Here is a 24,568-nt window from a genome sequence, read left to right on the forward strand (position 1 = left end):
TGACCTGGGAGAAACCGCTACTATGCTGCCTTTACAAGCTGTAGCTGAGGATAGCGTTCCAGCCATCTTTTTATCGCAACCCGCTCTCTGAAAACGGCGAGCTTATCCCGCTCAAACGGGGGCGTCGGCCTGAGACGGAGTCCAAAGAGGTCGTGAAGCCCATAAGGGGCGATACTCTCAATAAGACCTGAAGATGCGATTCTGACGGCCACCGCCGTCGCGGTTTCGGGCCAGAAGCTCAGCGCATGCTCCGTTGAGTCATAGGGGGAGTTGCCGTTATGGTGATGCATTCTGGCCTGATTCTTCACTGACCAGTCAAATGCTGATGTCAGTTGCCGAAGCTTTTCTTCCAGGCGTCGATCCTCATCCGGGCTGCACTGATTTTCATCGAAGAATACCACATCCACATCGCCTGCTACGGGGCGTGGGCTAAACCCATGAAGGTGATCCCACACTGCTTCCCGCACAAATCCGGCGCCGATCCAGCCGTCCCTGAGCCCTAGGGTTTGCACAGCATGAAGCGCCTGCATTCTGCCAGGGTCGGCAAGCAAAAGTCTCTGTAAGGTCTCCTGGTAGGGCATCGCTTTCATCTACAGAATATCCGTTTAATGTCGCCCGTCCCCGAGCTAGAGATGCATGATCTGGCGAAACTCTTTCACCTTGCTGCGGCTCACCGGCACCTGAAACTCCAGGTCGCGCAGGCGCAGAATGTAGGTGTTATTAAACCATGGCTCTATCTCGCGAATTTTATTCAGGTTGACGCAAAAGGAGCGGTGGCAGCGGAAAAACTGGCTGGCCGGCAGCCTGGCGCAAAACTCGGTGATGTTCATCGGCATCACGTACGACTCGCGGCGGGTATAGACAAACGTCATCTTCTCGTGCGCTTCGGCGTAGTAGATGTCGTTTACCGGCGTCACAATGATGCGTTCGTCTTTAATCAGGTTGATGGTGTCATTTTCGCGCGGCGCGCTGCTGGCCACGCTGACGCTACCTGCCTGCTGCTGTTGCCAGCTGGCTTCCAGCTTTTGCAGCATGGTGACGATGCGTGATTCCTGATACGGCTTCAGAATGTAGTCGAATGCTTCCAGCTCAAAGGCTTCCACCGCATGCTCTTTCCATGCGGTGATAAAGACGATAAACGGCTTATGGGCAAACTGGCTGATGTTCTGCGCCAGCAGTACGCCGTCCAGAGATGGAATGTTGATGTCGAGGAAAATGGCATCCACTTTGTTGTGCTGCAAAAATTTCAGCACGTCGAGCCCGTCGTCAAACGTTCCGACAATCTCCATCTGGCTATGCTGCTGAATCAGCCAGGTCAGCTCCTGCTGTGCCAGGAATTCATCTTCGACAATGATGACTTTCATGTAAACTCCGGGTTAGGGCAATAACGTGGCGGCGACCGGCACGGGCGTACGCTGGTTAGGAATATAGAACGACATTTCCGTGCCTGGCTCCAGACGGCGAATATGCAACCCTTCGCCGTACAGCAGTTTGACGCGGTGGTGCACGTTGAGCAGGCCTATCTTATTCCCCGGCATTTCGTTGGCTTCAACCCGCGCAATGACCAGCGGGTCGATACCCGGCCCGGTATCGCGCACGCCAATGCGCACGCGGTTACCAGACTCCGTTACGCTGATGGTAACCACGCCTTTCCCCTTGCTGCGCTGAATGCCGTGCACGATGGCGTTTTCCACCAACGGCTGGATCAGTAGGCTAGGGATCAGGCAGTTCACCTCATCGTCAATATCATAAATGACCGTGAGCTTATCGCCGAAACGCGCCTGTTCGATGGCGATATAGTCTTTAATCTGGTACAGCTCTTTGCGAATATCAATCTGCTCATCATCTTTTAATTCAATGTTATAGCGCAGGTAGCGCGAGAGATTGAAAATCAGCTGCCGGGCGGTATCCGGGTTCATGCGAATCGATGAAGAAATCGCATTCAGGGCGTTAAACAGGAAATGGGGATTGATCTTACTTTGTAACGCGCGCAGCTCTGCCTTATTTGCCATTTCCCGCAGCTGTTCGGCGCGAGACACTTCCAGTTGGGTAGAGATGATTTGCGATAACCCTATCGCCATCTCCTGCAGCGAGGAGGTGATCTGGTGCGCGTGGCAGTAGTAAATTTTTAGCGTGCCGGTGACGACCCCTTTCTCGGAAAGTGGGATCACCAGCATCGAGTGAATTTCTGGGGTACGATAGGCTTCATCATTGTTTTTAATGATGATTTCGTTGTTGTTGATCGCCTGTTTGGTGGTGGGGCTGATGGCGTCATCGTTATTGTGGTAGTTATCTTCTCCCACGCCGACGTAGGCCAGTACCCGGTCGGTATTGGTGATCGCTACCGCATCGGCGTGAATATCCTGACGAATGATGTCGCAAATTTGACGTAGCGTATCGCTGTTTATCTGGCGAAACAGCGGCAGCGTTTTGTTGGCGATATCCAGCGCCAGCTTGGCCTGGCGCGCGGCGCTGGCCTCTTTTTCCCCCTCAACGCTCTGTACCAGCAGAACGATAAAGCCGATGCAGACGCTGCCGGCAATCATTGGGATACCTATTTTTGACACGATATCCACGCCCAGTGCGATATTCGGCGCCCAGACGATTACCAGAATCATGGTCAGCGTTTCGCACAGCATCCCGCCAAGAATACCGATTTTCCAGTGTAGCTCTTTTGGCACCCGGCGGTTAATCAGGCCGGAGAGGATCCCGGCAATAATGCTGGTAATAAAACATGGCACCGCGGTGACGCCACCGGCATCAATCAGGTAGCGGTGGATCCCAGCGATAATCCCCACAATACCGCCTACCCAAGGGCCAAACAGGATCCCGCCCGACATCACTGCGATGATCCGCACGTTCACCAGCGACCCTTCCACCGGCACGCCGGACCAGGTACTGAAGATAGCGAACATCGAGAAAATGACCGTGACCGCCAGCAGCTCTTTCGGGGTATGCGCTGATTTGTGCAGCAGTTCGCGGAACAGACGGATGCGAATCAGGAAAAAAAGACAGATCAGCATTAATGCGGCCCGGTCATAGACCGCGAGCAGCATATTGAGTATTTCGTGCATGGGGGAGCGCCGAATGTTTTCAGGAAAGCGCTTATGATAAGAAACCCGGCGGCGGATGACCAGCGGTACGCATGAATAGGGATAAACCCTGTTTTTAAAAGGGGATTGATAGAGAAAACGAATCACCGAGGTGAGATCATAAATTTTCGACCGATCAGTACAACTCCAATGAAAATAACTAGATAATATATTGTTATATCTGTGTTTTAATTTTACTGGTTTTGACCACTAGTGATTAATTTCCATTCGTAGGCCTTCCCCTTTTCGCTGCGGAAATATTTTTTTACCTGCCCCCTCGACAGCGCCAATTTTTTCAGGTTATTTTCTAGTCATGCCACATCGGTGGCAGCGTCGCTCGAACGGTTCGGGCGCTAACGTAAATCTGAGGAACCTATGGCTGACTCCAGTCCTGAACGCCGTTTTACGCGTATCGATCGCTTACCCCCTTATGTTTTTAACATTACCGCTGAACTGAAAATGGCTGCGCGTCGGCGCGGCGAAGATATTATCGATTTCAGCATGGGGAACCCGGACGGCGCGACGCCGCCGCACATCGTCGAAAAACTCTGTACCGTGGCTCAACGCCCGGACACTCACGGCTACTCTACCTCACGCGGTATCCCACGCCTGCGCCGGGCGATCTCTCGCTGGTATCAGGATCGCTACAACGTCGAGATTGACCCGGAAAGCGAAGCGATTGTGACCATTGGTTCAAAAGAGGGGCTGGCGCACCTGATGCTGGCGACGCTCGATCACGGCGATACCGTACTGGTGCCGAACCCGAGTTACCCGATCCACATTTACGGCGCGGTAATTGCCGGAGCCCAGGTACGCTCCGTACCGCTGGTGGAAGGGGTCGATTTCTTTAACGAGCTGGAGCGGGCGATTCGCGAAAGCTATCCGAAGCCGAAGATGATGATCTTAGGTTTCCCGTCTAACCCGACCGCGCAGTGCGTCGAGCTGGAATTCTTTGAAAAAGTGGTCGCGCTGGCTAAACGTTACGACGTGCTGGTGGTGCATGACCTGGCCTATGCCGATATCGTCTACGATGGTTGGAAAGCGCCGTCGATTATGGAAGTTCCCGGTGCTCGCGACGTGGCGGTCGAGTTCTTCACGCTGTCGAAAAGCTACAACATGGCGGGCTGGCGTATTGGCTTTATGGTGGGTAATAAAACCCTGGTCAATGCCCTGGCGCGTATTAAGAGCTACCACGACTACGGTACCTTCACTCCGCTACAGGTTGCAGCGATTGCCGCGCTGGAAGGGGATCAACAGTGCGTGCACGATATCGCCGCGCAGTACAAGCGCCGCCGCGACGTGCTGGTGAAAGGGCTGCATGAGGCGGGCTGGATGGTCGACATGCCGAAAGCATCGATGTACGTGTGGGCTAAAATACCCGAGCAGTACGCCCATATGGGCTCGCTGGAGTTCGCCAAGAAGATGCTGCAGGATGCGAAGGTTTGCGTGTCGCCGGGCATCGGCTTTGGTGACTATGGCGATACCCATGTGCGCTTTGCGCTGATTGAAAACCGTGACCGTATTCGCCAGGCCATTCGCGGCATCAAAGCGATGTTCCGCGCCGACGGCCTGCTGCCGTCAGAGGGTAAATCAGCGGGCTGATCGCTTCATCCCCAGAAAAGCAAACAGGAGCCAATTGGCTCCTGTTTTTTTTGCTTTTTATTGGCTAGATCATCAGGGCGAACGTGCCGGCAAAAACGATGACCATAAAGGAAATGCCCATAAAGAAATATTTCACGACTCATCTCTCCGCGTAATTTTTTCTACGCACTTATGACCGGGTGGTACTGCGAGTTGATATCAACCGACAGAAAAATCTGACTGACTTTTCGCGACTGGCATCACCTCAGAATTCTGTGCATTTGTGCTCCAGATGGCGCTAATGTACGCCTAAAGATGAGGGGAAACAAGAGGGATTTTTTTATTAATTTTTAGTTACTTACGAGTGTCGTGATTCGGCGACACTTTAATTTCATACGGTAATAAATTCCATTCTGGCGACGTTTCGTTTACCGCTTTCTGCTCGCTTAAACCCCATTGATTTAAAGGCTAATTTTGTGACGAATGTCGGATAATCATCGTTCTTCGCCTGAGCCCTTTATTGGCAGGATGGCGAAATAGAATGTGCCCTCTGACGCGGATATTGAACATGCGGCTACGGATCGGCAAAAAACGGGCCGTTTTGTTTTTACTTTTTGTTTTTTCAATGAATACTGAATGGACGAGGGATAATACTGACAGAGGATTTTCTATGATGACCCTGGGCGTTCGCCGGACAATGTTAATGATGATGGCCACTCTTCCGCTACTGCTTGGCAGTACGGCACTGTACGCCGGGACCAGCAGCGTGCAGCAAAAGCTGGAAGCGTTGGAGAAAAGCACGGGCGGACGGCTGGGTGTGGCGCTGATTAACACCGCTGATGATTCGCAAATTGTCTATCGCGCAGACGAGCGCTTTGCGATGTGCAGCACCAGTAAGGTGATGGCGGCAGCGGCGGTGCTCAAGCAGAGCGAAAGTGATAAGACGCTTTTAAATCAGCGTGTTGAAATTAAGAAGAGCGATCTGATTAACTACAATCCGATAGCCGAAAAGCACGTTAACGGCACCATGACGCTGGCGGAACTTAGCGCGGCGGCGCTGCAGTACAGCGACAATACCGCCATGAATAAGCTGATTGCGCATCTTGGCGGCCCGGATAAAGTCACTGCCTTTGCCCGTTCGCTGGGGGATGAAACCTTCCGTCTCGACCGAACCGAACCAACGCTCAATACTGCTATCCCTGGCGACCCGCGCGATACCACCACGCCGTTGGCGATGGCGCAGACGCTGCGTAATCTGACGCTGGGTAAAGCGCTGGCGGAAACCCAGCGGGCGCAACTGGTGACGTGGCTTAAGGGCAACACTACCGGCAGCGCGAGCATTCAGGCGGGCCTGCCAACATCATGGGTGGTGGGAGATAAAACCGGCAGCGGGGATTATGGTACGACCAACGATATCGCCGTTATCTGGCCGGAAGACCATGCGCCGCTGATTCTGGTGACCTACTTTACCCAGCCTGAGCAGAAGGCGGAAAGTCGCCGCGATGTACTGGCCGCTGCGGCAAAAATCGTTACCCAAGGGCTTTAGCGTCAGTGGTTAAAAACGCCCCGCGCAGGATGGCGGGGCATTGAGGACACTCAGCGGGCTGGCGCGCTGTCACCAACCTGAGCCATGGCATACCACGCCATCAATTCAGCGGTTCCCGCTTCTCCTTCAGCCTGAGACCACGGCGCGTAGTCTTCTTCAGCGACAGGCTGATACGCGCCCTGTTTCACTTCAAAAATCACGCCGCCGTTGTCCAGCGACAGCACGGCATGCCAGGTGCCCGCCGCCATTTCCAGTACGGTGCAGCTTTCTCCCAGTACCGCCCGGTGAGTTACCGTTCCCTGTTCGTCAAAATTCAGCACCACAAAACGTCCGCTGAGTGGCAGCAGTAGCTCAAAGGTATGCGGATGGCGGTGTGGGCGCACGTAGGTACCTGGCTCCATCGCAATCGCCAGACGCTGAACCGGATCGCTTAGCTCAGGATGGAAATTACGGTGCGCGCGCAGTCGTGGAGATTGAGCGGCAGCGGCGCTCTGCTGTTGCATATCGTTACAGGTGATCTGTTTCATCCTGACGGCCTTGTTTATACGGGAAAATGTGGTCGCCAGATTGCCAGAACTTACCGGGCAAGTGAAGCCTGTGGCTTGTGTCTTATGCCGCTAAAGGTCATAGTTGCATAGTTGTTATTTAATTTATGAATGATTGTTATGTGAGAGAGTCGCCCATGGAGACATACCTGAAGAAGATGAAAGGCGAGTGGCTGTTGCTGCTTAAGCAGACCGAACCTCACATACGGACGCTGGCCGCAGAGATTGCCGCCGCAAATGCGCATGCGCTGTGCGCTGAATTTTATAAAGTGGTGCTGGCCGACCCTCACGCTGAAGAGTTCCTTAGCAATGAGCAGGTGGAAAAACAGCTCAAGAGCGCGCTGGAGAAGTGGATTATCGATATTCTCTCCTGCAAAGAGGAGGACATCGACCGCCTGATTGAAGCCCAGCATACCGTTGCGGAAGTGCACGCGCGGATCGGTATTCCGGTTGAACTGGTGGAGATGGGATTTCGGGTACTGAAGAAAATCCTCTATCCCGCCATTATTTACAGCTCGCAGGAGGCGGCCGATAAGCTGCAGATCTACCACTTCGCTATCAACAGTATTGACCTGGCGATGGAGGTCATGTCGCGGGCATTTTCCTTCAGTGAAAGCAGCCTATCGAAAGAGGATGAGAACTACCGAATCTTCTCGCTGCTGGAGAATGCCGAAGAGGAGAAAGAGCGGCAAATCGCCACGTTGCTGACCTGGGAGCTCGATATTATCTATAAAGTCGTGCTGGATTCGGATCTCGGCAACAGCATGCCGCTCAGCCAGTCGGACTTTGGCCTGTGGTTTAACCATAAGGGACGTCATTACTTCAGCGGTATTGCCGAAGTGGGCCATATTTCCCGACTGATGCAGGATTTCGATGGTGTTATCCACGTCCAGAGCGCGGGAGATAAATCGCTCGGCAACAAAGCCCAGCGTAATAAGTTTCTGATCCAGCTTAGAAGTACGGTGTCGCAGATCCTGACTCTGCTCCGTGAGCTGTTTGAAGAGGTTTCTCGCCATGAGGTAGGGATGGACGTGCTGACGAAACTGCTCAACCGCCGTTTTCTGCCAACCATTTTTAAACGTGAAATCGCCCACGCTAACCGGGTTGGCACGCCGCTGTCTATTCTGGTGATTGATGTCGATAAGTTTAAGAAAATTAATGATACCTGGGGTCATAACACCGGCGATGATATTTTGCGTCGGGTGTCTCAGGTCTTTTATGACAACGTGCGCAGCAGCGATTACGTGTTCCGCTACGGCGGTGATGAATTTATTATCGTCCTCACCGAAGCTTCCCCGGTTGATACACTGCGCACCGCCGAACGTATCCGCAGTCGGGTTGAGAAAACCAAAGTGAAGGCACCGGACGGTAATGATATCCCGCTGTCGCTGTCGATCGGGGCGGCGATGTTTAACGGTCACCCGGACTATGAACGGCTGATCCAACTGGCGGATGAAGCGCTTTATATCGCCAAAAAACGTGGTAGGAACTGCGTCGAGATGTGGAAAGCCGCCCAGTAAACGGTCGGTTTCGCCATCGTACTGCTTTTACCCTCACTCCCTGAAACCGTCAGGAGAACGTCTTCTGACGGTTAATCCCCAGTCTATTCCCCTCTGTTTTCGCGTCGCTACCTGGTGTTACTGCCCGCACGTCATGCCGATTTTTGATGTCTCTATCAGGCATAAGAGGGATGTTTTAAATCATAAGTAAAATTTATATATTTCTTAATTTTTTAGTGATTTATTAAGCGATGTAACGATCTTGATATATATGTGATGCAATTGTGTTTCTTTTCCTGGGGAGAGGGAAATGAATAAAAAATCAATGCGTTTGCTCGTCGCGGGTTTTACCGGCAGCGCCGGTCTCTTTACGGTTCCAACCGCGTTTGCGGATTGCTCTACTTCAAGCGCTACCTCTGTGACGTGCTCCGGCACCATCACGTCATCTCAGCGTTTTGATTCTGCGGGACAAAATATCAATATTACGCAAGGAACGACGATAACCACCTCTGGTCAACTGTATGCCGCGTACTTCTCAAGCATGGGGGGCACTCTTCAAAACAACGGCAGCATCATCTCGACCGATGGCGATGCGGTTCAATATCACACCACCGGTGGGGCGACGCTCGGAAATGCGGGGACGATAACCACCTCTGGTGATTGGTCTGATGCCATTGATATAAGCGAAGTTAGAAACAGCTCGCTAAACAATAGCGGTACGCTGGCAACGACGGGGGCGAACAGCCACGGTATCAATATTGGCGCTGACACTCGTCAGCCATCGCTGAACAATAGCGGTAATATCGTGACGACCGGAGACACCGCGAACGGTATTAATGTGCTGTATAGCAATGACGGTACGATAGTTAACCAGGGGAATATTACGGCCAGCGGGGCCGGAAGTAACGGCATTTATCTGGGCGACCAGGTCACTAACTACACTCTGCAGAATGCGGCGAATGGCGTTATCTATTCATCGGCGGGCAACGGCATCACTACGCGCGATGGCGCAACGGTCAATTCGATCATCAACGATGGCATTATTGATGCGGGCGTTGCTGGTATCTCGCTGGGTGGCACCTCGCGGATTATCACGTTGAAGAATAATGGCTATATCATCGGTGCGGGTACCGGTGACGCCATTGTAGTAACGGACAGCGCTTTCCTTGGACAGTTGACGAATACCGGTATTATTGGCGCATTGGATGGCGATGCTATTCGCGTCGATGGCGCAGCCGTCATTAGCGATGGGGTGAAAAACCAGGGAGCGATTGTCGGCAGGATCAACGCCCCAAATACTAATCTGCATAACTACGGCATCGTTGAACTGCTCAGTACCAGCGCGCCGTCGGTGGTCAAAGACTACTCGCAGACCGCTACTGGCGTGCTGGGTCTACAGGCCGACAGTTCGACCAGCTACGGCCAATTACAGGCCACGGGTGATGCTACGCTCAACGGACGGGTGGTGGTCGCAACGCGCGGCAGTACGAGCTTTACCGACGGTGATGAACTGACGAACGTAGTGACGGCGGCCAGTATTACCGGCACGCCTTCCGCGGTGCTGGATGACTCGCTCCGTTACCAGTTTGTGCAAGAACTGACCGGGACCACCTACTCGTTGAAAATAGTCGATACCAATCTGACGACGGTATCCAATACTATCGCGACGACCAAAAGCAACGATTCGCTGACGGGCGTAGGGACGGTTGTTGATACGATTATCAACAACAATAACGCTTCCCAGGCGACAGCCTGTACAGGCGCGCTCGCCAGTACCGTTTGTGCCATTACTTCATCGTTTAATGCCGGGCAGGTGCGCAAAAACGTGGTTCAGCTTGCTCCGCTGATGGATGGCAGCATGCCGTATATCGCGCTTAATAATTTGCGTGCGTTTGGTGATATCGTCAGCAGCCGTCAGGATTCAGTGCGTGGGCAGGGCTACCTCAGCGAGTTTAATCCGGAGAAATATCTGTGGATCCGCCCGGTGGGGCGTTGGGATAGCCAGTCCACTCGTGGCGATTACGCAGGCTACAACGCAGATACGCGCGGCATTGCCATCGGGGCCGATGGGCTAGTTTATGACCGTACCCGGCTTGGTTTAGCGCTGGGAATGAGCCGTACGGATGTTAACGATACGTCCGATGATATCCGTCATGATGCGCGGGTTGATAGCTGGAATATGCTGGTCTATGGCGGCTATGACTTTACGCCGGACACTGGGCTGACGTGGCAAACCGGGCTGGGGCGCAATACCACTAAAGGTAATCGATACCTGAATATTGAGAACCCGGCGGACGGTAGTTCGGTGTTTAACGGCGTGGCGCACTCAGACTATAACAGCGATACCTTCCAGGCGGGTTTGGGGCTGCAAAGCGCATTCCATCCGACGAACGAGGTGACGTTAACGCCTGAGGTGCGCACCGACTACTATCGGGTGAAGGATGATGGCTATCAGGAGTCCGGTGCTGATGACGTTGGTCTGAAGGTGGATGGTGCCACTACCGAAGCGTTAATTGTCTCCAGTAAGCTAAAGGCCGGGCTGCAACTCTCTGATATTGTGAATGTTCACGGCTATATCGGTGCAGGTTATGACACGATGAACCGGCGCTCTGACACCACGGCGGCCTTTATCGGCAGCACGACAACGCCATTCACCTATCGTGGCATGAGCGAAAGCCCGTGGATTGCAATGGCAGGCGTTGGGGTAACGGCGAAGTTCAGCGATGTGCTGGACGGCACGGTTCAGTACGACGCGGGGCAGCGCACCGCCTTTACCAGCCAAAGCGTTAGCCTGAAGGTGCGTTACGCGTTCTGATAAGCGAGCAGGAAAAGAGAGAGGCGACGGAATCGTCGCCTCTGTTGGGTTTTACATCACGCCGAAGAGTTTAGGCAGGAACAGCGAAATTTCTGGAATATAGGTGACCAGCAGCAGGATAAGGAACAGGACGCCGTAGAACGGCAGCATGGCTTTCACCACCTGCTCGATTTTTTGCTTACTGACCGCACTGGCAACGAACAGCACCGAGCCGACCGGCGGCGTAATCAGACCAATTCCCAGGTTAACCAGCATAATCATCCCGAAGTGAACCGGGTCGATGCCCAGCGCATTGGTCACCGGCAGCAGCACCGGCGTCAGGATCAGAATCAGCGGCGCCATATCCATCAAAGTGCCGATTAGCAGCAGCATGATGTTAATGCACATCAGAATCACATACTTGTTATCGGAGATGCTGGTGAAGGCTTCGGTGATACGCATTGGCAGCTGCATATAGGTCATGATGGCGCCAAAAGCGGCGGCAAAACCAATCAGGATCATGACGATAGTGACGGTTTTTACCGTGCGGTACATCAGTTTTGGCAGCTCGGACCATTTGTAGTCGCGGTAGATAAACATCGTCACAAAGAACGACCACAGACAGGCGATGGCCGCGGATTCCGTTGCGGTAAAGATACCGGAGAGGATCCCGCCCATAATGATGACTACGGTCATCAGCCCCCAGAGGGTATCGACGAAAATCTTCAGCGCCTGGCGGAACGGCACACGTTCACCTTTCGGGTAGCCGCGCTTGCGGGCGAAGCATACGCACATCACCATCAGGCTTAAACTCAGCAGCAGCCCCGGTAAAATACCGGCAATAAACAGCGCGGCAATGGAGACCGTGCCGCCGGTTGCCAGTGAGTAGATCACTGAGTTGTGGCTTGGCGGCGTCAGGATGGCCTGCACCGAACCGCTGGCGGTAACCGCTGCGGCGAAATCGCGCGGATAGCCCTTTTTATCCATTTCCGGGATCATCACCGAACCAATCGACGCGGTGTCCGCCACGGATGAGCCGGAGATGGCGCCAAAGAAGGTTGAGGCGACGATATTCACCAGCGACAGGCCGCCGCGGATAAAGCCCACGAAAATATAGGCGAAGTTCACCAGTCGGCGGGCAATGCCGCCCTCGGCCATAATCGCCCCGGCGAGGATAAAGAACGGAATCGCCAGCAGCGAGAATTTATTGACCCCGTTGGTTAACTGAATCATCACCGCTTCCAGCGGGATATCAATATACCAGGCGCCAATAATGGCGCTGATGCCCACGGCGAAAGCCACCGGTACCCCAATTGCCAGCATAATGCCGAGCGTAAAGACGAGAATAAATGCGTCCATCTGTATTCCTTTTCTCAATAACCGGGGCTTAACTGGTGGAACCCAGCATCACGACAGGGCGCTGATACTGTGGGCCACGCCAGAGCTTTTCGATGATGAAAAGCAGGGTGATGGCGGAACCTATTGGCAGCGGCAGGTAGTTTTCTCCGGCGGTGAGCAGCGGGAATTCCGCCACCGGCTGTTCCCACAGCTCGTAGCACAGCAGGGTGCCGTACCAGAGGATAAACAGGCTGATGGCCATCAGCATCAGGTCGGCCAGGATCAGGCAGACGCGGCGCGCACCTTCGCTCAGACGGTCGGTGACCATGCTGACGGCAATATGGGAGCCCGCGCGATAGCTGACGGCGGCACCGATAAAGGTAAAAGTCACCATACATAAAATGGCAACCGGTTCAGGCCAGGAGAGGGCGCTGTTCATCACGTAGCGGGCAAAAATACCTACGGGGATAACGGCAACCATGACCAGCAGCGCGAGCCCGGCAATCCACATGGAGATACGATAGATAATATCCATCAATGACGAATAGCGTTCGTCCATAATCATAACCTCGAAGACATAATGGAACTGAGGCGGATGAACAGGTTCACCCGCCCGAACGATTACTTCACGTCCTGAATTTTCTTAATTAAATCCTGATGGTCTTTACCGTATTTATCGCGCACGGATTGAGTAGCGTTATAAAAGTATTCGGTGTCGATATTATGGAATTGAACGCCGTTGGCCTTCATCGTTTCGAGGGATTTTTCGTTATAGACTTGCCAAAGTTGACGCTGTTCCATCTGCGCCTCTTTCGCCAGATTGAGAATTAACTGCTGGTCCTCTTTTTTCAACTTATCCCATTTTGGTTTTGAAAACAGGAACAGTTCAGGAATAATAAAGTGTTTACTCCAGGTATAGTTTTTCGCTACCGGTAAATAGTTATGGGCTACAAAGGTTGGCGGGTTATTTTCCGTGCCGTCAATGACGCCGGTTTGCATGCCGCTGAACACTTCGCTGGTTCCCATAGCAACGGCGTTAGCGCCCATCGCTTTTAAGGTATCCAGCGCTACCGGGCTGGTCTGTACGCGAATTTTCATCCCTTTAAGGTCTTCCGGTTTGGCGACCGGTTCTTTGGTGATGAGGTTACGAGTACCGGCATCCATCCAACCGAGGAACACCAGTCGAGACTTGCTATTACCGGTCAGACGATCGCCAATTTCCTGTCCAATCATACCATCAAGTACCTGATGCATATGGTTTTCGTCACGGAAAATATAGGGCAGGGTAAAGACGTTTATCTCAGGCAGAATCGCTGCAACCGGGGCCATGGATACACGGATAATATCAATCGCACCTAATTGCGCCTGCTCAATCATCTGCTTTTCATCGCCGAGAACGCCGCCAGGGAAGGTTTTAATATCAAGACGGCCCTGGGTCGCGGTACTGAGTTTCTCCCCCATATGTTTTACGGCGACTACGTTCGGATAATCGGCGGGATGGACGTCAGCGGCGCGTAATGTTTGCGCGAGAGCCGTGTGGGCAGTCAATATTAAGGTCGAACCAATGCACAAGCTTAACAGTGTTTTTGTCAATTTCATTTTCCTTCTCCAGACACGTATTAATATCCATTAATAGAGAAAAACAGAGTAAGAACCGCCCCTGGGAAAGGGCAGTGAAAAAGGGTCTTAATGCTGCTCGTTGTGCAGGTTAATGAATGTAACCAATTATTTCGCTGACGATGTTCACAAAAAATGATGTCGAAAGCATGAATTTGGAACAATGTTTCAAAAGTGTTTGTGGGATCGACTTATTGGCAGGTTGATAAACTTGGATTTGTTTTTTGTATGTTAGGTGGCTATTTATATTGTGAGTAATAATATAAAAGTCGTAGGGCTGTGTAATTGCAGTTGTTGGGACGTTTACGGCTGGAGAGGGAGGGATTTGTCCCCTGCAGGAATCGAACCTGCAACTAGCCCTTAGGAGGGGCTCGTTATATCCATTTAACTAAGGGGACAGAGCGGGCCGAGTATAGCGTTTTTTGTGCGCCTGGGTAAGTGCTCGGCCGCTCGACTGCTCAAACACTCGCCATTCAGAGTTGATTCTTCTCATCTTTTTGTCGCTTTCCTTCCTGTTCAGACGCTAAGCGCACTTTTTCCTTACGTGCGTTGCTCATATCATTACGGATCTGTGCATGGCTCATCAGGGCGAAAATAAAGGTGCCACCGCAGATATTGCCGGCGAGAGTTGGCAGGGCGAAAGGCCAGATAAAATCCCCCCAGTGGAGCATGCCGCTGAATACCAGATAGAGTATTTCGACCGAGCCGACGACAATATGGGTGGTATCTCCCAGCGCGATAAGCCAGGTCATCAGGATGATGACCACGATTTTTGCCGCCCCTGCGGAAGGGAACATCCAGACCATCGTCGCAATCAGCCACCCTGATATAATGGCGTTTGAAAACATCTCTATTGGGCTGTTCTTCATCACGTCCATGCCGATTTTGGTGAAGGCATCGCGCGTCGGTTCATCAAAAATAGGCATATATTCAAACGCCCATGCTGCGATTCCCGTTCCGATAATATTCCCGAGAAGCACCACCCCCCACAGCCTCATCAGTAAACCAACGTTGCCCAACGTCGGTTTTTGCATCACGGGCAGTACGGCGGTGACGGTATTTTCGGTAAAGAGCTGCTGGCGGGCCATAATGACGATGATAAAACCGAAGGTATAGCCAAGGTTCTCAAGAAGAAAACTGCCGGGCAGGCCCTCAAGCTGAACGTGAAAAATACCTTTTGCGAGCAACGATGCGCCCATCGATAGCCCGGCGGCGATGGCGGACCACAGCAGTGCCATTGCATCACGCTCCATCTCCTTTTCGCCCTCCTGGCGAATGTGCTCATGAATCGCCATGGCGCGAGAGGGGAGCCGGTCTTCATTCACTTCAATGCTTTTCCCTTGCTGTTTTTCTTCGCTTTCAACGGCTATTTCGTCATGGTGGCGGTCTATGGTCTCTCTTTTGAGTTCATCCATCGCGGTGGCCCTGAAATAAGCACATATAGCCTAAGCGTAGCGGGTTACAGACAATGCAGGTTTGGCGCTATTCTGAAATACTGACGTTATTGCAAAGATTTAATTGCGCCAGGCAGGCATGGCGTGCCGCAGCCCCGGCTTTACCAGGCTATGATAAAATCAACAAAACTTGGCTATATAGACATCGTCCGATGGGCTGTTACAATCGCTCACATCTAAACAGGCGGATACGTAAACGTGCCGCATGGATGGCAATCAGCGATAGCCATAATCAACAGGGAGACATTTATGAAGCTTCGCCTGTCGGCGCTTGCGCTCGGGACGACACTGCTGGTGGGCTGTGCGAGTTCCGGTACAGAACAGCAGGGGCGTTCAGACCCCTTCGAAGGTTTTAACCGCACGATGTACAGCTTCAACTTCAACGTGCTGGACCCGTATGTCGTTCGTCCAGTCGCCGTCGCCTGGCGTGACTATGTTCCGCAACCTGCGCGTAATGGCCTCAGTAACTTCACCAGCAACCTGGAAGAGCCAGCGACGATGGTGAACTACTTCTTACAGGGCGACCCGTACCAGGGGATGGTGCACTTTACCCGCTTCTTCCTCAACACTATTCTGGGGATGGGTGGCTTTATCGACGTGGCGGGTATGGCTAACCCGAAACTGCAGCGCGTCCAGCCGCACCGCTTTGGCAGCACGCTGGGCCATTACGGCGTAGGCTATGGTCCGTATCTGCAACTGCCGTTCTACGGCAGCTTCACGCTGCGTGAAGACGGTGGTGATTTCGCGGATACCACCTATCCAGTTCTCTCCTGGCTGACCTGGCCGATGTCTATCGGTAAGTGGATGGTTGAAGGGGTAGAAACGCGTGCGCAGCTGCTCGACTCCGACGGCCTGCTGCGCCAGTCTTCCGATCCGTACATTATGGTGCGTGAAGCCTACTTCCAGCAGCATGACTTTATCGCCAGCGGCGGTAAGCTGAAGCCGGAAGAGAACCCGAACGCGCAGGCAATTCAGGGTGACCTGAAAGATATCGATTCCGAATAGCGGATTGATGGCAATAAAAAAGGGTGAACGTGATGTTCACCCTTTTTTTATGTCGGCAGGCTATCAGAAGCGATAGTTAAAGTTGGTACCGAACAGCCAGGCTTTACCTTCGGATTTGAAGGTGTAATTAAGTGGAGCGTTGCCTTCGTTGATGGTGACATCCTGTCCATGCATGTAGGAAACACCCAGGTCGACGGAAGCATCATCATTAAATGCATAGGTCGTACCGGCACTGATCCAGAAACGATCCTGGTCTGGGATAGAGATTGAACGGTTATCTGCTGGAACTGGGCTATCGTCAAATGCGATACCGGTACGGAAGGTCCAGTTTTTGTCGTAATAGTAGGTGGTACCCAGCGCGATGCGGTAAGCATCTTTGAAGCCTTCTTCTTTATAGAACAGCGTTTGCCCGCTTGAACCGGTTGCTTTCAGCTCCTGGAACTGACTCCAACTGGTATACGCAATGCTATAGTGGATAGCCCACTGTGGCGCTACGCGGTTATAACCAGAGAGTTCCCACATCTCAGGCAAATGCAGCGATAAGGAACCGCCGATAGTATTGCCGTTGGTGCCAAAAGGTATACCAGGAGGGAGAGCACCATTAAGTTGGCTTGGGATTGAGCTACGGTAGTCGCCGTCAAAATCAACCTTCACTTCAGAACGATAGGTGAAGCCCCAACGGTTGTCTTTATCCAGTTCGTACAGGATGCCAGCATTCCAGCCATAACCCCACTCATCACCCTTAAGGTAGGCAATCTGGGAGTTTGGTTGCTGCCCAATAACTTGACCGACCTCACCTGCATAACGCTCGATCTTCGCTTTAGCATAAACTGCGTCAAAGCCTAAACCGAAACTCCAGTTGTTGTTCAGACGATATGCGCCGCTGAGGTTCAGGTTCAGCGTTTGTAGATCGGTTTTACCGCCGAATATACCTGCAGCATAGTTATTATTGAATTCGGTAGCGAGGCCATAGTTAGAGGTGACGGACGCTCCCCAACCGAATTGATCGTTAATTGGCGCAACATAGTGCAAGTTAGGTACCCATGCGGTTGGCGCAATGTTATCGGCATCAGTGCGGTTACCGAAAGGTAGTGGTGACTTGCCCGAAATATTCACATCCGGATCGATAAACACCGCACCAGCAGAAAATGTTGGACGGTCGAACATCATTATCAGCGCCGGGTTACGGCTGGCATTACCCGCATCATCTGCGATAGCACCTTCGCCGGAATAGGCACGGCCCAGACCAGAGGATGAAAATTCATTAAGCTGGAAGCCTGCGGACCAGGCTTGAGTCGAAACAAGTGCCACTGCGACAGCAAGAGCAGACTTCGTATAACGGGTTTTCTGGCTCATGACCATAACCTCATTGAGTTATTTTTATACAAACAATGTTACATGTAGTAACAGAAGCGCGAAGTGTAGGGGCTGGACTACGACAGAGAAATCAGACCAGTGACGAGAGTATAGGTCTGACCAGCTGGTATGTTGCAATATTGTTTATTAATTTTTTCTGAGATGTTGTTTGAAACGGGATCTGGTTGGCAAAATTGCGGGTCTTGTCATAGGGGGAGAAACACTAAATTTGTTTTAGATCATTTTTAATTGTGATTTCGGTCACTTAACGTCAGAGATCACATTCTCGACTGGAGGCGAAAAGCGGGTGGACGTAAAATATGCTCATCGTTTATCTGGCACCTTGAGTGCACAAAACAGAGGAAATCTACAATGAGCAAATGTAGTGCTGATGAAACCCCGGTTTGCTGCTGCATGGACGTGGGTACCATTATGGACAACTCCGACTGCACCGCTTCCTATAGCCGTGTATTCGCCAACCGTGCCGACGCAGAAGCAACGCTGGCCGCGCTGTCAGAAAAAGCCCGTAGCGTAGAATCTGAACCCTGCAAAATTACCGCTGACTTCAAAGAAGTCGAAGGCGGCGTGCAACTGGATATCGATTTTGTCTTCGCCTGCGAAGCTGAAACGCTGATCTTCCAGCTGGGCCTGCGTTAATCGCGCCCCTGCACAACGACGTTAAATAACGCCCCTGTTACGCTGGTAACAGGGGCGTTTTCTTTTGTTCTCAGTGTGTTTTAGCTCCCAATTTTTTCTCTCCCCGATTGGCTAAGTGTAATAAATTAGTTAAAACTGTTATCAGGTCAGACCACTTGGTTTTATTCCGTTAACAGGGGAGAGTTATGAGTCAGGCGTTACCGCTTATCACCCGTCAGGGCGATCGCATTGCTATAGTCAGTGGATTACGTACCCCGTTTGCCCGACAGGCGACCGCTTTTCACGGCGTTCCCGCCGTCGACCTCGGTAAAATGGTCGTGGGTGAAATGCTGGCCCGTAGCGAAATCTCCCCTGACGTTATCGAACAACTGGTCTTTGGCCAGGTAGTGCAGATGCCCGCCGCGCCGAATATCGCTCGTGAAATTGTGCTGGGTACCGGAATGAATGTGCATACCGATGCCTACAGCGTCAGCCGTGCCTGCGCCACCAGCTTCCAGGCGGTGGCAAACGTTGCGGAAAGCCTGATGGCAGGCACCATCCGCGCCGGGATTGCGGGCGGGGCCGACTCTTCCTCGGTGCTGCCTATCGGCGTGAGCAAAAAACTGGCGCGTACGCTGGTGGATGCCAACAAAGCCCGTACCCTGGGCCAGAAACTCAAATTCTTCTCTCGACTGCGCCTGCGTGACCTGATGCCGGTGCCTCCGGCGGTGGCAGAATACTCGACCGGCCTGCGGATGGGCGACACCGCAGAGCAAATGGCGAAAACCTACGGCATCACCCGTGAGCAGCAGGATGCGCTGGCTAACCGCTCGCATCAACTGGCGGCGCAGGCCTGGGCTGCTGGAAAATTGAATGATGAGGTCATGACGGCCTACTCGCCGCCGTACCGCAATCCGCTGGAGCAGGACAACAACATCCGTGCAAACTCCACGCTTGCTGATTACGCCAAACTGCGTCCAGCGTTTGACCGTCAACACGGTACGGTGACGGCGGCCAACAGTACGCCGTTAACCGACGGTGCGGCGGCGGTTATCCTGATGACCGAATCCCGTGCCAAAGAGTTGGGGCTGGTGCCGTTGGGTTATCTGCGTAGCTACGCTTTTACGGCGATCGATGTCTGGCAGGATATGCTGCTGGGGCCGGCGTGGTCCACGCCGCTGGCTCTGGATCGCGCAGGGTTGACCTTTGCCGACCTCACGCTTATCGATATGCATGAAGCCTTTGCCGCTCAGACGCTGGCGAATATTCAGTGCCTGGCGAGCGAAAAATTTGCCCGCGAAGTGCTCGGGCGCAGCCACGCTACCGGTGAGGTTGATGAAAGTAAATTCAACGTCCTGGGCGGTTCAATTGCCTACGGTCACCCGTTTGCGGCGACCGGCGCACGTATGATCACCCAAACCCTGAACGAACTGCGCCGCCGTGGCGGTGGGTTCGGGCTGGTGACGGCGTGTGCGGCGGGCGGGTTAGGTGCGGCAATGGTTCTGGAGGCTGAATAATGGAAATGAAATCCGCATTTACGCTCACCGTGCGCCCAGACAACGTGGCGGTAGTGACGATTGACGTGCCTGACGAAAAGATGAACACCCTGAAGGCCGAGTTTGGCGGCCAGGTGCGCGCGATCCTCAAGCAAATCAGAGAAAACAAAGCGCTTCAGGGCGTGGTGCTGATCTCCGCGAAGGCAGATAACTTTATCGCCGGAGCGGATATTAATATGATTGGCCGCTGCAAAAGCGCACAGGAAGCGGAATCCCTCGCCCGTCAGGGGCAGCAGGTGATGGCTGAAATTCACAGCCTGTCGATCCCTGTGGTCGCCGCAATCCACGGTGCCTGTCTGGGAGGTGGGCTGGAGCTGGCGTTAGCCTGCCATGCGCGTATTTGCTCAGACGATGGGCGAACCGTTTTGGGATTGCCGGAAGTACAGCTTGGTCTGCTGCCGGGATCCGGCGGCACCCAGCGTTTACCGCGTTTGATTGGCGTCAGCACGGCGCTGGATATGATTCTCACTGGCAAGCAGCTTCGTGCTCGTCAGGCGCTGAAAGCCGGGTTGGTGGATGAGGTTGTGCCGCACTCAATTCTGCTGGAGGCTGCAGCGGAGTACGCCCGTAAACCGCACCACGAACATCGTCGTTTGCCGGTACGCGAGCGCATTCTGGCGGGGCCGCTGGGGCGCAATCTGCTGTTTAGCATGGCCGCCAAAAAGACGGCACAAAAAACCCAGGGTAACTACCCGGCGACCGATAAAATTCTGCAGGTTATTGAAACCGGCCTGGCGCACGGCGTGAACAGCGGCTACGAGGCGGAAGCGCGCGCGTTTGGTGAGCTGGCAATGACGCCGCAGTCTAAAGCGCTGCGTAGCATTTTCTTTGCCAGTACCGATATTAAAAAAGATCCCGGTGCCGTTGTTGCTCCTGGCCCGCTGCGTTCGGTAGGCGTGCTGGGCGGTGGATTAATGGGTGGCGGCATAGCCTATGTCACAGCGGTAAAAGGCAAATTGCCAGTACGCATTAAAGATATTAACACCAACGGGATTAACCATGCGTTGAAGTACAGCTGGGATCAGCTTGAACAAAAAGTGCGCCGTCGCCATATGAAAGCAGCGGAGCGTGACGCACAACTGGCGCTGATCTCCGGCAGCACCGACTACCGGGGTTTTGCCCATCGCGATCTGGTGATAGAGGCGGTATTTGAAGATTTAGCGCTCAAGCAGAAGATGGTGGGTGAGATTGAACAGTATTGCGCGCCACACACTATTTTTGCTTCGAATACCTCATCTTTACCGATTGGCGATATTGCTGCCTTGGCCCAACGGCCTGAACAGGTTATCGGCCTGCATTTTTTCAGCCCGGTTGAAAAAATGCCGTTGGTCGAGGTGATTCCCCATGCTGGAACCTCAGAGCAGACCATTGCGACCACCGTGAAGCTTGCCAAGAAACAGGGCAAAACGCCGATTGTGGTCGCAGATAAAGCGGGATTCTACGTTAACCGCATTCTTGCGCCCTATATCGCCGAGGCCATGCGCATGTTGGTGGACGGCGAAAGTATCGAACATATTGATAATGCACTGGTTAAATTTGGTTTCCCGGTTGGACCTATTCAGTTGCTCGACGAAGTAGGTATCGACACCGGCACCAAAATTCTGCCTATTCTTGAAGCCGCCTACGGCGAGCGTTTTAGCGCGCCTGCAACGTTGATTCAGGCAATTTTGAATGACGATCGCAAAGGTAGAAAAAATGGTCGCGGTTTCTATCTTTATGGTGCGAAAGGGCGTAAAAGCAAGAAACAGGTCGATAGCGCGGTCTATTCCCTTCCGGGGATGTCGGCTCGGCGTAGCCAGTGTTCGGCTGAGCAAGTGGCTGAACGCTGCGTGATGCTGATGCTGAATGAAGCGGCGCGTTGTAGTGATGAAGGCGTGATCCGTAGCGCCCGTGACGGCGATATCGGCGCGGTCTTTGGCATTGGTTTTCCACCGTTCCTCGGTGGCCCGCTGCGCTATATGGATTCATTAGGCGCGGGTGAGGTAGTTGCCCGGTTGCAACGATTGGCTACACAGTATGGTTCGCGATTTACCCCATGCGAGGCACTCGTGCAGCGGGCGGAGCGCGGCGATACCTTTTGGCCAGGTGATGAAACAGATTCACTGAGCTGAGGTCAAAGGTATTGAACCCAGATGAAATGCATGGTTTTTGGCTATTTTGTAAACGGATGTTGACTATACTTACACCGGTAAGGTAAAAATCAGCGTTTCATTCAGTGAATGGATAAGGCACAATGCCCGGCTACCGCGTCACCGTTATGGTGACGTTGGTGCTTCTGGTCAACAAAAGCGGTGCAATATGCAAGTTTTTATTATGCGTCACGGCGACGCTGCCCTCGATGCAGCTAGTGACTCGGTTCGTCCTCTCACCGGTTGTGGTTGTGATGAATCTCGTCAGATGGCAACCTGGTTGAAAGACCAAAATGTGAATATCGATCGTGTTCTGGTGAGCCCTTTCCTGCGTGCGGAGCAGACGCTCGAAGTGGTAGGGGAGTGCGTTAACCTGCCAAAAGAGGTGGATGTTCTGACTGAGCTCACGCCATGCGGCGATATCGGCCTGGTCAGCGCCTATCTTCAGGCGTTAGCCAATGAAGGGACCTCATCGGTGCTGGTGATTTCTCACCTGCCGCTGGTGGGTTATCTGGTTGCTGAACTGTGCCCAGGCGAAGTTCCGCCGATGTTTACCACCTCCGCCATTGCCAGCGTCACCCTTGACGCTAACGGACAAGGTGTCCTGAACTGGCAAATGAGCCCGTGCAATCTGAAAATGGCGAAAGCGATTTAATCGTTTTTTACCCAGCTTGATGGCTGGGTAATGTCAATTTTCCCTGTAGCCCGGACGAGGCGTTTACGCCGACTCCGGGAATCTGTCAGGGGAGTTCTGGCGGCAGCCACTCTTCCACTTCAATCAGCACCAGCAGCGCGGCATCTCCACCGTACTCTTTCGATGCCTGATGAAACGCCATCACGTGCGGATGCTGAGCCAACCACAGCGGCGTTTGCTGCTTCAGAATATGCTTGCCGTGGCCGTGCATCACGCAGGCGCAGAACACATGTTCCCGGCGACAGGCGGCAATCAGCGCGCCCAGTTCCTGCTTGGCCTGCATCTGCGTTAACCCGTGCAGGTCGAGAAACAGCTCCGGTGAATAGTCACCTCGGCGCAGCTTTTTCAACTCAAAGTGGCTGACATCTTCGCGCACGTATTTGACCGGGCCGTTGGTATTGAGCAGCGGCTGGAATTCGTCGGAAAAGTAGTGGCTGTTGTCTGCTTGCTCTTGTAACAGGCGCTTTGGCGGCACTTCGCTTATCTTTTTACGTATCGGGCGATGCACGATGGTGTCCTGCTTAATTTTGCGGGTGCCCGTCATTAGCTGCTGGAAGAGTGCCTGATCCTCCTCGCTCAGTGAATTTTTGTTCTTCATTATTGATTCTTCTCAATTCGCCTTTTCCCTTAGTTTACCTTTTCACGCTGCTCCCTGCAGCGAAAACGCTTTTTTCCCCGCACCCTACGCAAGAATGCTGATTTATCGCCGCCTTCATGGCAAACTAGCCGCCGAATTTACCCCGACGCATGCCCCTGGAGGACAATGTGGATAAGATTTTTGTTGATGAAGCAGTCAATGAGCTGCATACCATTCAGGACATGCTCCGCTGGGCGGTAAGCCGCTTCAGCGCGGCCGAGATCTGGTACGGTCACGGCACCGATAACCCGTGGGATGAAGCGGTGCAACTGGTGCTGCCGACGCTCTACCTGCCGCTGGATATTCCAGAAGATATGCGCAGCGCGCGCCTGACCACTACGGAAAAACAGCTGATCGTTGAACGCGTGATCCGTCGCGTGAACGAGCGTATTCCGGTGGCATACCTGACCAACAAAGCCTGGTTCTGCGGTCACGAATTTTACGTTGACGATCGCGTGCTGGTGCCGCGCTCTCCCATTGGTGAGCTGATTAACAACCGCTTTGCGGGCCTGATTAACCATCGTCCTGATCATATTCTTGATATGTGTACCGGCAGCGGCTGCATCGCGATTGCCTGCGCCTACGCTTTCCCGGAAGCGGAAGTGGACGCCATTGACGTCTCCCCTGAAGCCCTGGCCGTCACCGAATTCAACATTGAAGAACACGGCATGATCCATAACGTCACGCCGATCCGTTCCGATCTGTTCCGTGATGCGCCGCAGCTGCAATACGATTTGATCGTCACCAACCCACCGTACGTGGATGAAGAAGATATGTCTGACCTGCCGTCAGAATATCGCCACGAACCGGAGCTGGGTCTGGCTTCCGGCGCAGATGGCCTGCACCTGACCCGTCGTATTCTCGGCTGCGCGCCGGATTACCTCACCGACGACGGTATTCTGATTTGTGAAGTGGGTAACAGCATGGTACATCTGATGGACCAATACCCGGATGTTCCGTTCACCTGGCTCGAGTTTGATAACGGCGGTGACGGCGTCTTTATGCTGACCAAAGCGCAGCTGATTGCCGCGCAGGATCATTTCGCCCAGTACAAAGACTGATTAATCCAGCACGCAACAACAGAACAAC

General features: G+C 53.2%; 21 protein-coding genes and 1 tRNA gene. 10 read left to right on the top strand and 12 right to left on the bottom strand.

The window, feature by feature from the left end; all coding sequences use genetic code 11:
• Window positions 1–20: 20 nt before the first annotated feature.
• Genes HII27_RS21780 through HII27_RS21790 form a run of 3 tightly spaced genes read right to left on the bottom strand, consistent with a single transcriptional unit; the run spans window position 21 to window position 3,074 of the window.
• Window positions 21–581, bottom strand: coding sequence for a nucleotidyltransferase family protein (locus HII27_RS21780; RefSeq protein WP_185669549.1), 561 nt, complete (start codon window positions 579–581; stop codon window positions 21–23).
• 45 nt (window positions 582–626) lie between these two features.
• Entirely contained in the window at window positions 627–1,364 is a 738-nt protein-coding gene (locus HII27_RS21785; protein WP_185669514.1) for a LytR/AlgR family response regulator transcription factor, read from the bottom strand.
• A gap of 12 nt (window positions 1,365–1,376) precedes the next feature.
• Window positions 1,377–3,074: a sensor histidine kinase gene (locus HII27_RS21790; protein WP_185669515.1), complete on the bottom strand. Its 1,698-nt coding sequence runs from the start codon at window positions 3,072–3,074 to the stop codon at window positions 1,377–1,379.
• Window positions 3,075–3,467: 393 nt separating this feature from the next.
• Between HII27_RS21790 and alaC the strand changes: the two genes are divergently transcribed.
• Window positions 3,468–4,694 carry an alanine transaminase gene (gene alaC, locus HII27_RS21795; protein WP_185669516.1) on the top strand — a complete coding sequence of 409 codons (1,227 nt, stop codon included), beginning with the start codon at window positions 3,468–3,470 and terminating at the stop codon, window positions 4,692–4,694.
• A 64-nt stretch (window positions 4,695–4,758) separates the two neighbouring features.
• Here the strand turns inward: alaC and ypdK are convergent, their stop codons facing one another.
• Window positions 4,759–4,830: a membrane protein YpdK gene (gene ypdK / locus HII27_RS21800; protein WP_100249902.1), complete on the bottom strand. Its 72-nt coding sequence runs from the start codon at window positions 4,828–4,830 to the stop codon at window positions 4,759–4,761.
• Between the two features lie 513 nt (window positions 4,831–5,343).
• Here ypdK and blaCTX-M point away from each other — a divergent pair.
• Window positions 5,344–6,219, top strand: coding sequence for a CTX-M family extended-spectrum class A beta-lactamase (gene blaCTX-M, locus HII27_RS21805; protein ID WP_185669517.1), 876 nt, complete (start codon window positions 5,344–5,346; stop codon window positions 6,217–6,219).
• A 50-nt stretch (window positions 6,220–6,269) separates the two neighbouring features.
• Here the strand turns inward: blaCTX-M and HII27_RS21810 are convergent, their stop codons facing one another.
• Window positions 6,270–6,746, bottom strand: coding sequence for a WbuC family cupin fold metalloprotein (locus HII27_RS21810; protein ID WP_185669518.1), 477 nt, complete (start codon window positions 6,744–6,746; stop codon window positions 6,270–6,272).
• Between the two features lie 155 nt (window positions 6,747–6,901).
• On the opposite strand from HII27_RS21810, the gene HII27_RS21815 reads away from it, so the two are divergent.
• Together HII27_RS21815 and HII27_RS21820 are read left to right on the top strand one after the other, a co-directional pair.
• Entirely contained in the window at window positions 6,902–8,284 is a 1,383-nt protein-coding gene (locus tag HII27_RS21815; RefSeq protein ID WP_185669519.1) for a diguanylate cyclase, read from the top strand.
• A 289-nt stretch (window positions 8,285–8,573) separates the two neighbouring features.
• On the top strand, window positions 8,574–11,078 hold the full coding sequence (locus HII27_RS21820; RefSeq protein WP_185669520.1) for an autotransporter outer membrane beta-barrel domain-containing protein: 2,505 nt from the start codon (window positions 8,574–8,576) through the stop codon (window positions 11,076–11,078).
• A 51-nt stretch (window positions 11,079–11,129) separates the two neighbouring features.
• On the opposite strand, the gene HII27_RS21825 is transcribed toward HII27_RS21820, so the two are convergent.
• The 5 genes from HII27_RS21825 to HII27_RS21845 form a co-directional block, all read right to left on the bottom strand.
• Entirely contained in the window at window positions 11,130–12,416 is a 1,287-nt protein-coding gene (locus tag HII27_RS21825) for a TRAP transporter large permease (RefSeq protein WP_185669521.1), read from the bottom strand.
• Between the two features lie 28 nt (window positions 12,417–12,444).
• Window positions 12,445–12,954 (bottom strand): TRAP transporter small permease, encoded by a 510-nt coding sequence (locus tag HII27_RS21830; protein WP_185669522.1) that lies wholly within the window; start codon window positions 12,952–12,954, stop codon window positions 12,445–12,447.
• A gap of 62 nt (window positions 12,955–13,016) precedes the next feature.
• A complete protein-coding gene (locus HII27_RS21835) occupies window positions 13,017–13,994 on the bottom strand; it encodes a TRAP transporter substrate-binding protein (protein WP_185669523.1) in 978 nt (325 codons plus the stop codon).
• Between the two features lie 344 nt (window positions 13,995–14,338).
• Window positions 14,339–14,410 (bottom strand) — tRNA-Arg (locus HII27_RS21840).
• A 75-nt stretch (window positions 14,411–14,485) separates the two neighbouring features.
• A complete protein-coding gene (locus tag HII27_RS21845) occupies window positions 14,486–15,427 on the bottom strand; it encodes a formate/nitrite transporter family protein (RefSeq protein ID WP_185669524.1) in 942 nt (313 codons plus the stop codon).
• A 288-nt stretch (window positions 15,428–15,715) separates the two neighbouring features.
• Between HII27_RS21845 and mlaA the strand changes: the two genes are divergently transcribed.
• Complete coding sequence (gene mlaA, locus HII27_RS21850; protein WP_185669525.1) at window positions 15,716–16,471, top strand: phospholipid-binding lipoprotein MlaA; 756 nt, start codon at window positions 15,716–15,718, stop codon at window positions 16,469–16,471.
• Between the two features lie 63 nt (window positions 16,472–16,534).
• On the opposite strand, the gene fadL is transcribed toward mlaA, so the two are convergent.
• The gene (gene fadL / locus HII27_RS21855; protein ID WP_185669526.1) at window positions 16,535–17,827 is read right to left on the bottom strand and encodes a long-chain fatty acid transporter FadL; all 1,293 of its coding nucleotides are present in this window, start codon (window positions 17,825–17,827) and stop codon (window positions 16,535–16,537) included.
• A gap of 372 nt (window positions 17,828–18,199) precedes the next feature.
• On the opposite strand from fadL, the gene HII27_RS21860 reads away from it, so the two are divergent.
• The 4 genes from HII27_RS21860 (at window position 18,200) to sixA (ending at window position 22,803) form a co-directional block, all read left to right on the top strand.
• Window positions 18,200–18,484 carry a YfcZ/YiiS family protein gene (locus HII27_RS21860; RefSeq protein WP_185669527.1) on the top strand — a complete coding sequence of 95 codons (285 nt, stop codon included), beginning with the start codon at window positions 18,200–18,202 and terminating at the stop codon, window positions 18,482–18,484.
• A gap of 185 nt (window positions 18,485–18,669) precedes the next feature.
• Window positions 18,670–19,980: an acetyl-CoA C-acyltransferase FadI gene (gene fadI / locus HII27_RS21865; protein ID WP_185669528.1), complete on the top strand. Its 1,311-nt coding sequence runs from the start codon at window positions 18,670–18,672 to the stop codon at window positions 19,978–19,980.
• Complete coding sequence (fadJ, locus tag HII27_RS21870) at window positions 19,980–22,130, top strand: fatty acid oxidation complex subunit alpha FadJ (protein WP_185669529.1); 2,151 nt, start codon at window positions 19,980–19,982, stop codon at window positions 22,128–22,130. Before fadI ends, fadJ begins: the two co-directional genes overlap by 1 nt.
• Before the next feature lie 187 nt (window positions 22,131–22,317).
• Window positions 22,318–22,803 (top strand): phosphohistidine phosphatase SixA, encoded by a 486-nt coding sequence (sixA, locus tag HII27_RS21875; protein ID WP_185669530.1) that lies wholly within the window; start codon window positions 22,318–22,320, stop codon window positions 22,801–22,803.
• An 85-nt stretch (window positions 22,804–22,888) separates the two neighbouring features.
• Here the strand turns inward: sixA and smrB are convergent, their stop codons facing one another.
• The gene (gene smrB / locus HII27_RS21880; protein WP_185669531.1) at window positions 22,889–23,440 is read right to left on the bottom strand and encodes an endonuclease SmrB; all 552 of its coding nucleotides are present in this window, start codon (window positions 23,438–23,440) and stop codon (window positions 22,889–22,891) included.
• Between the two features lie 167 nt (window positions 23,441–23,607).
• On the opposite strand from smrB, the gene prmB reads away from it, so the two are divergent.
• Window positions 23,608–24,540 carry a 50S ribosomal protein L3 N(5)-glutamine methyltransferase gene (gene prmB / locus HII27_RS21885; protein ID WP_185669532.1) on the top strand — a complete coding sequence of 311 codons (933 nt, stop codon included), beginning with the start codon at window positions 23,608–23,610 and terminating at the stop codon, window positions 24,538–24,540.
• Window positions 24,541–24,568 lie beyond the last annotated feature (28 nt).

The organism is Kluyvera sichuanensis, assembly GCF_014218705.1.
Lineage (GTDB): Bacteria > Pseudomonadota > Gammaproteobacteria > Enterobacterales > Enterobacteriaceae > Kluyvera > Kluyvera sichuanensis.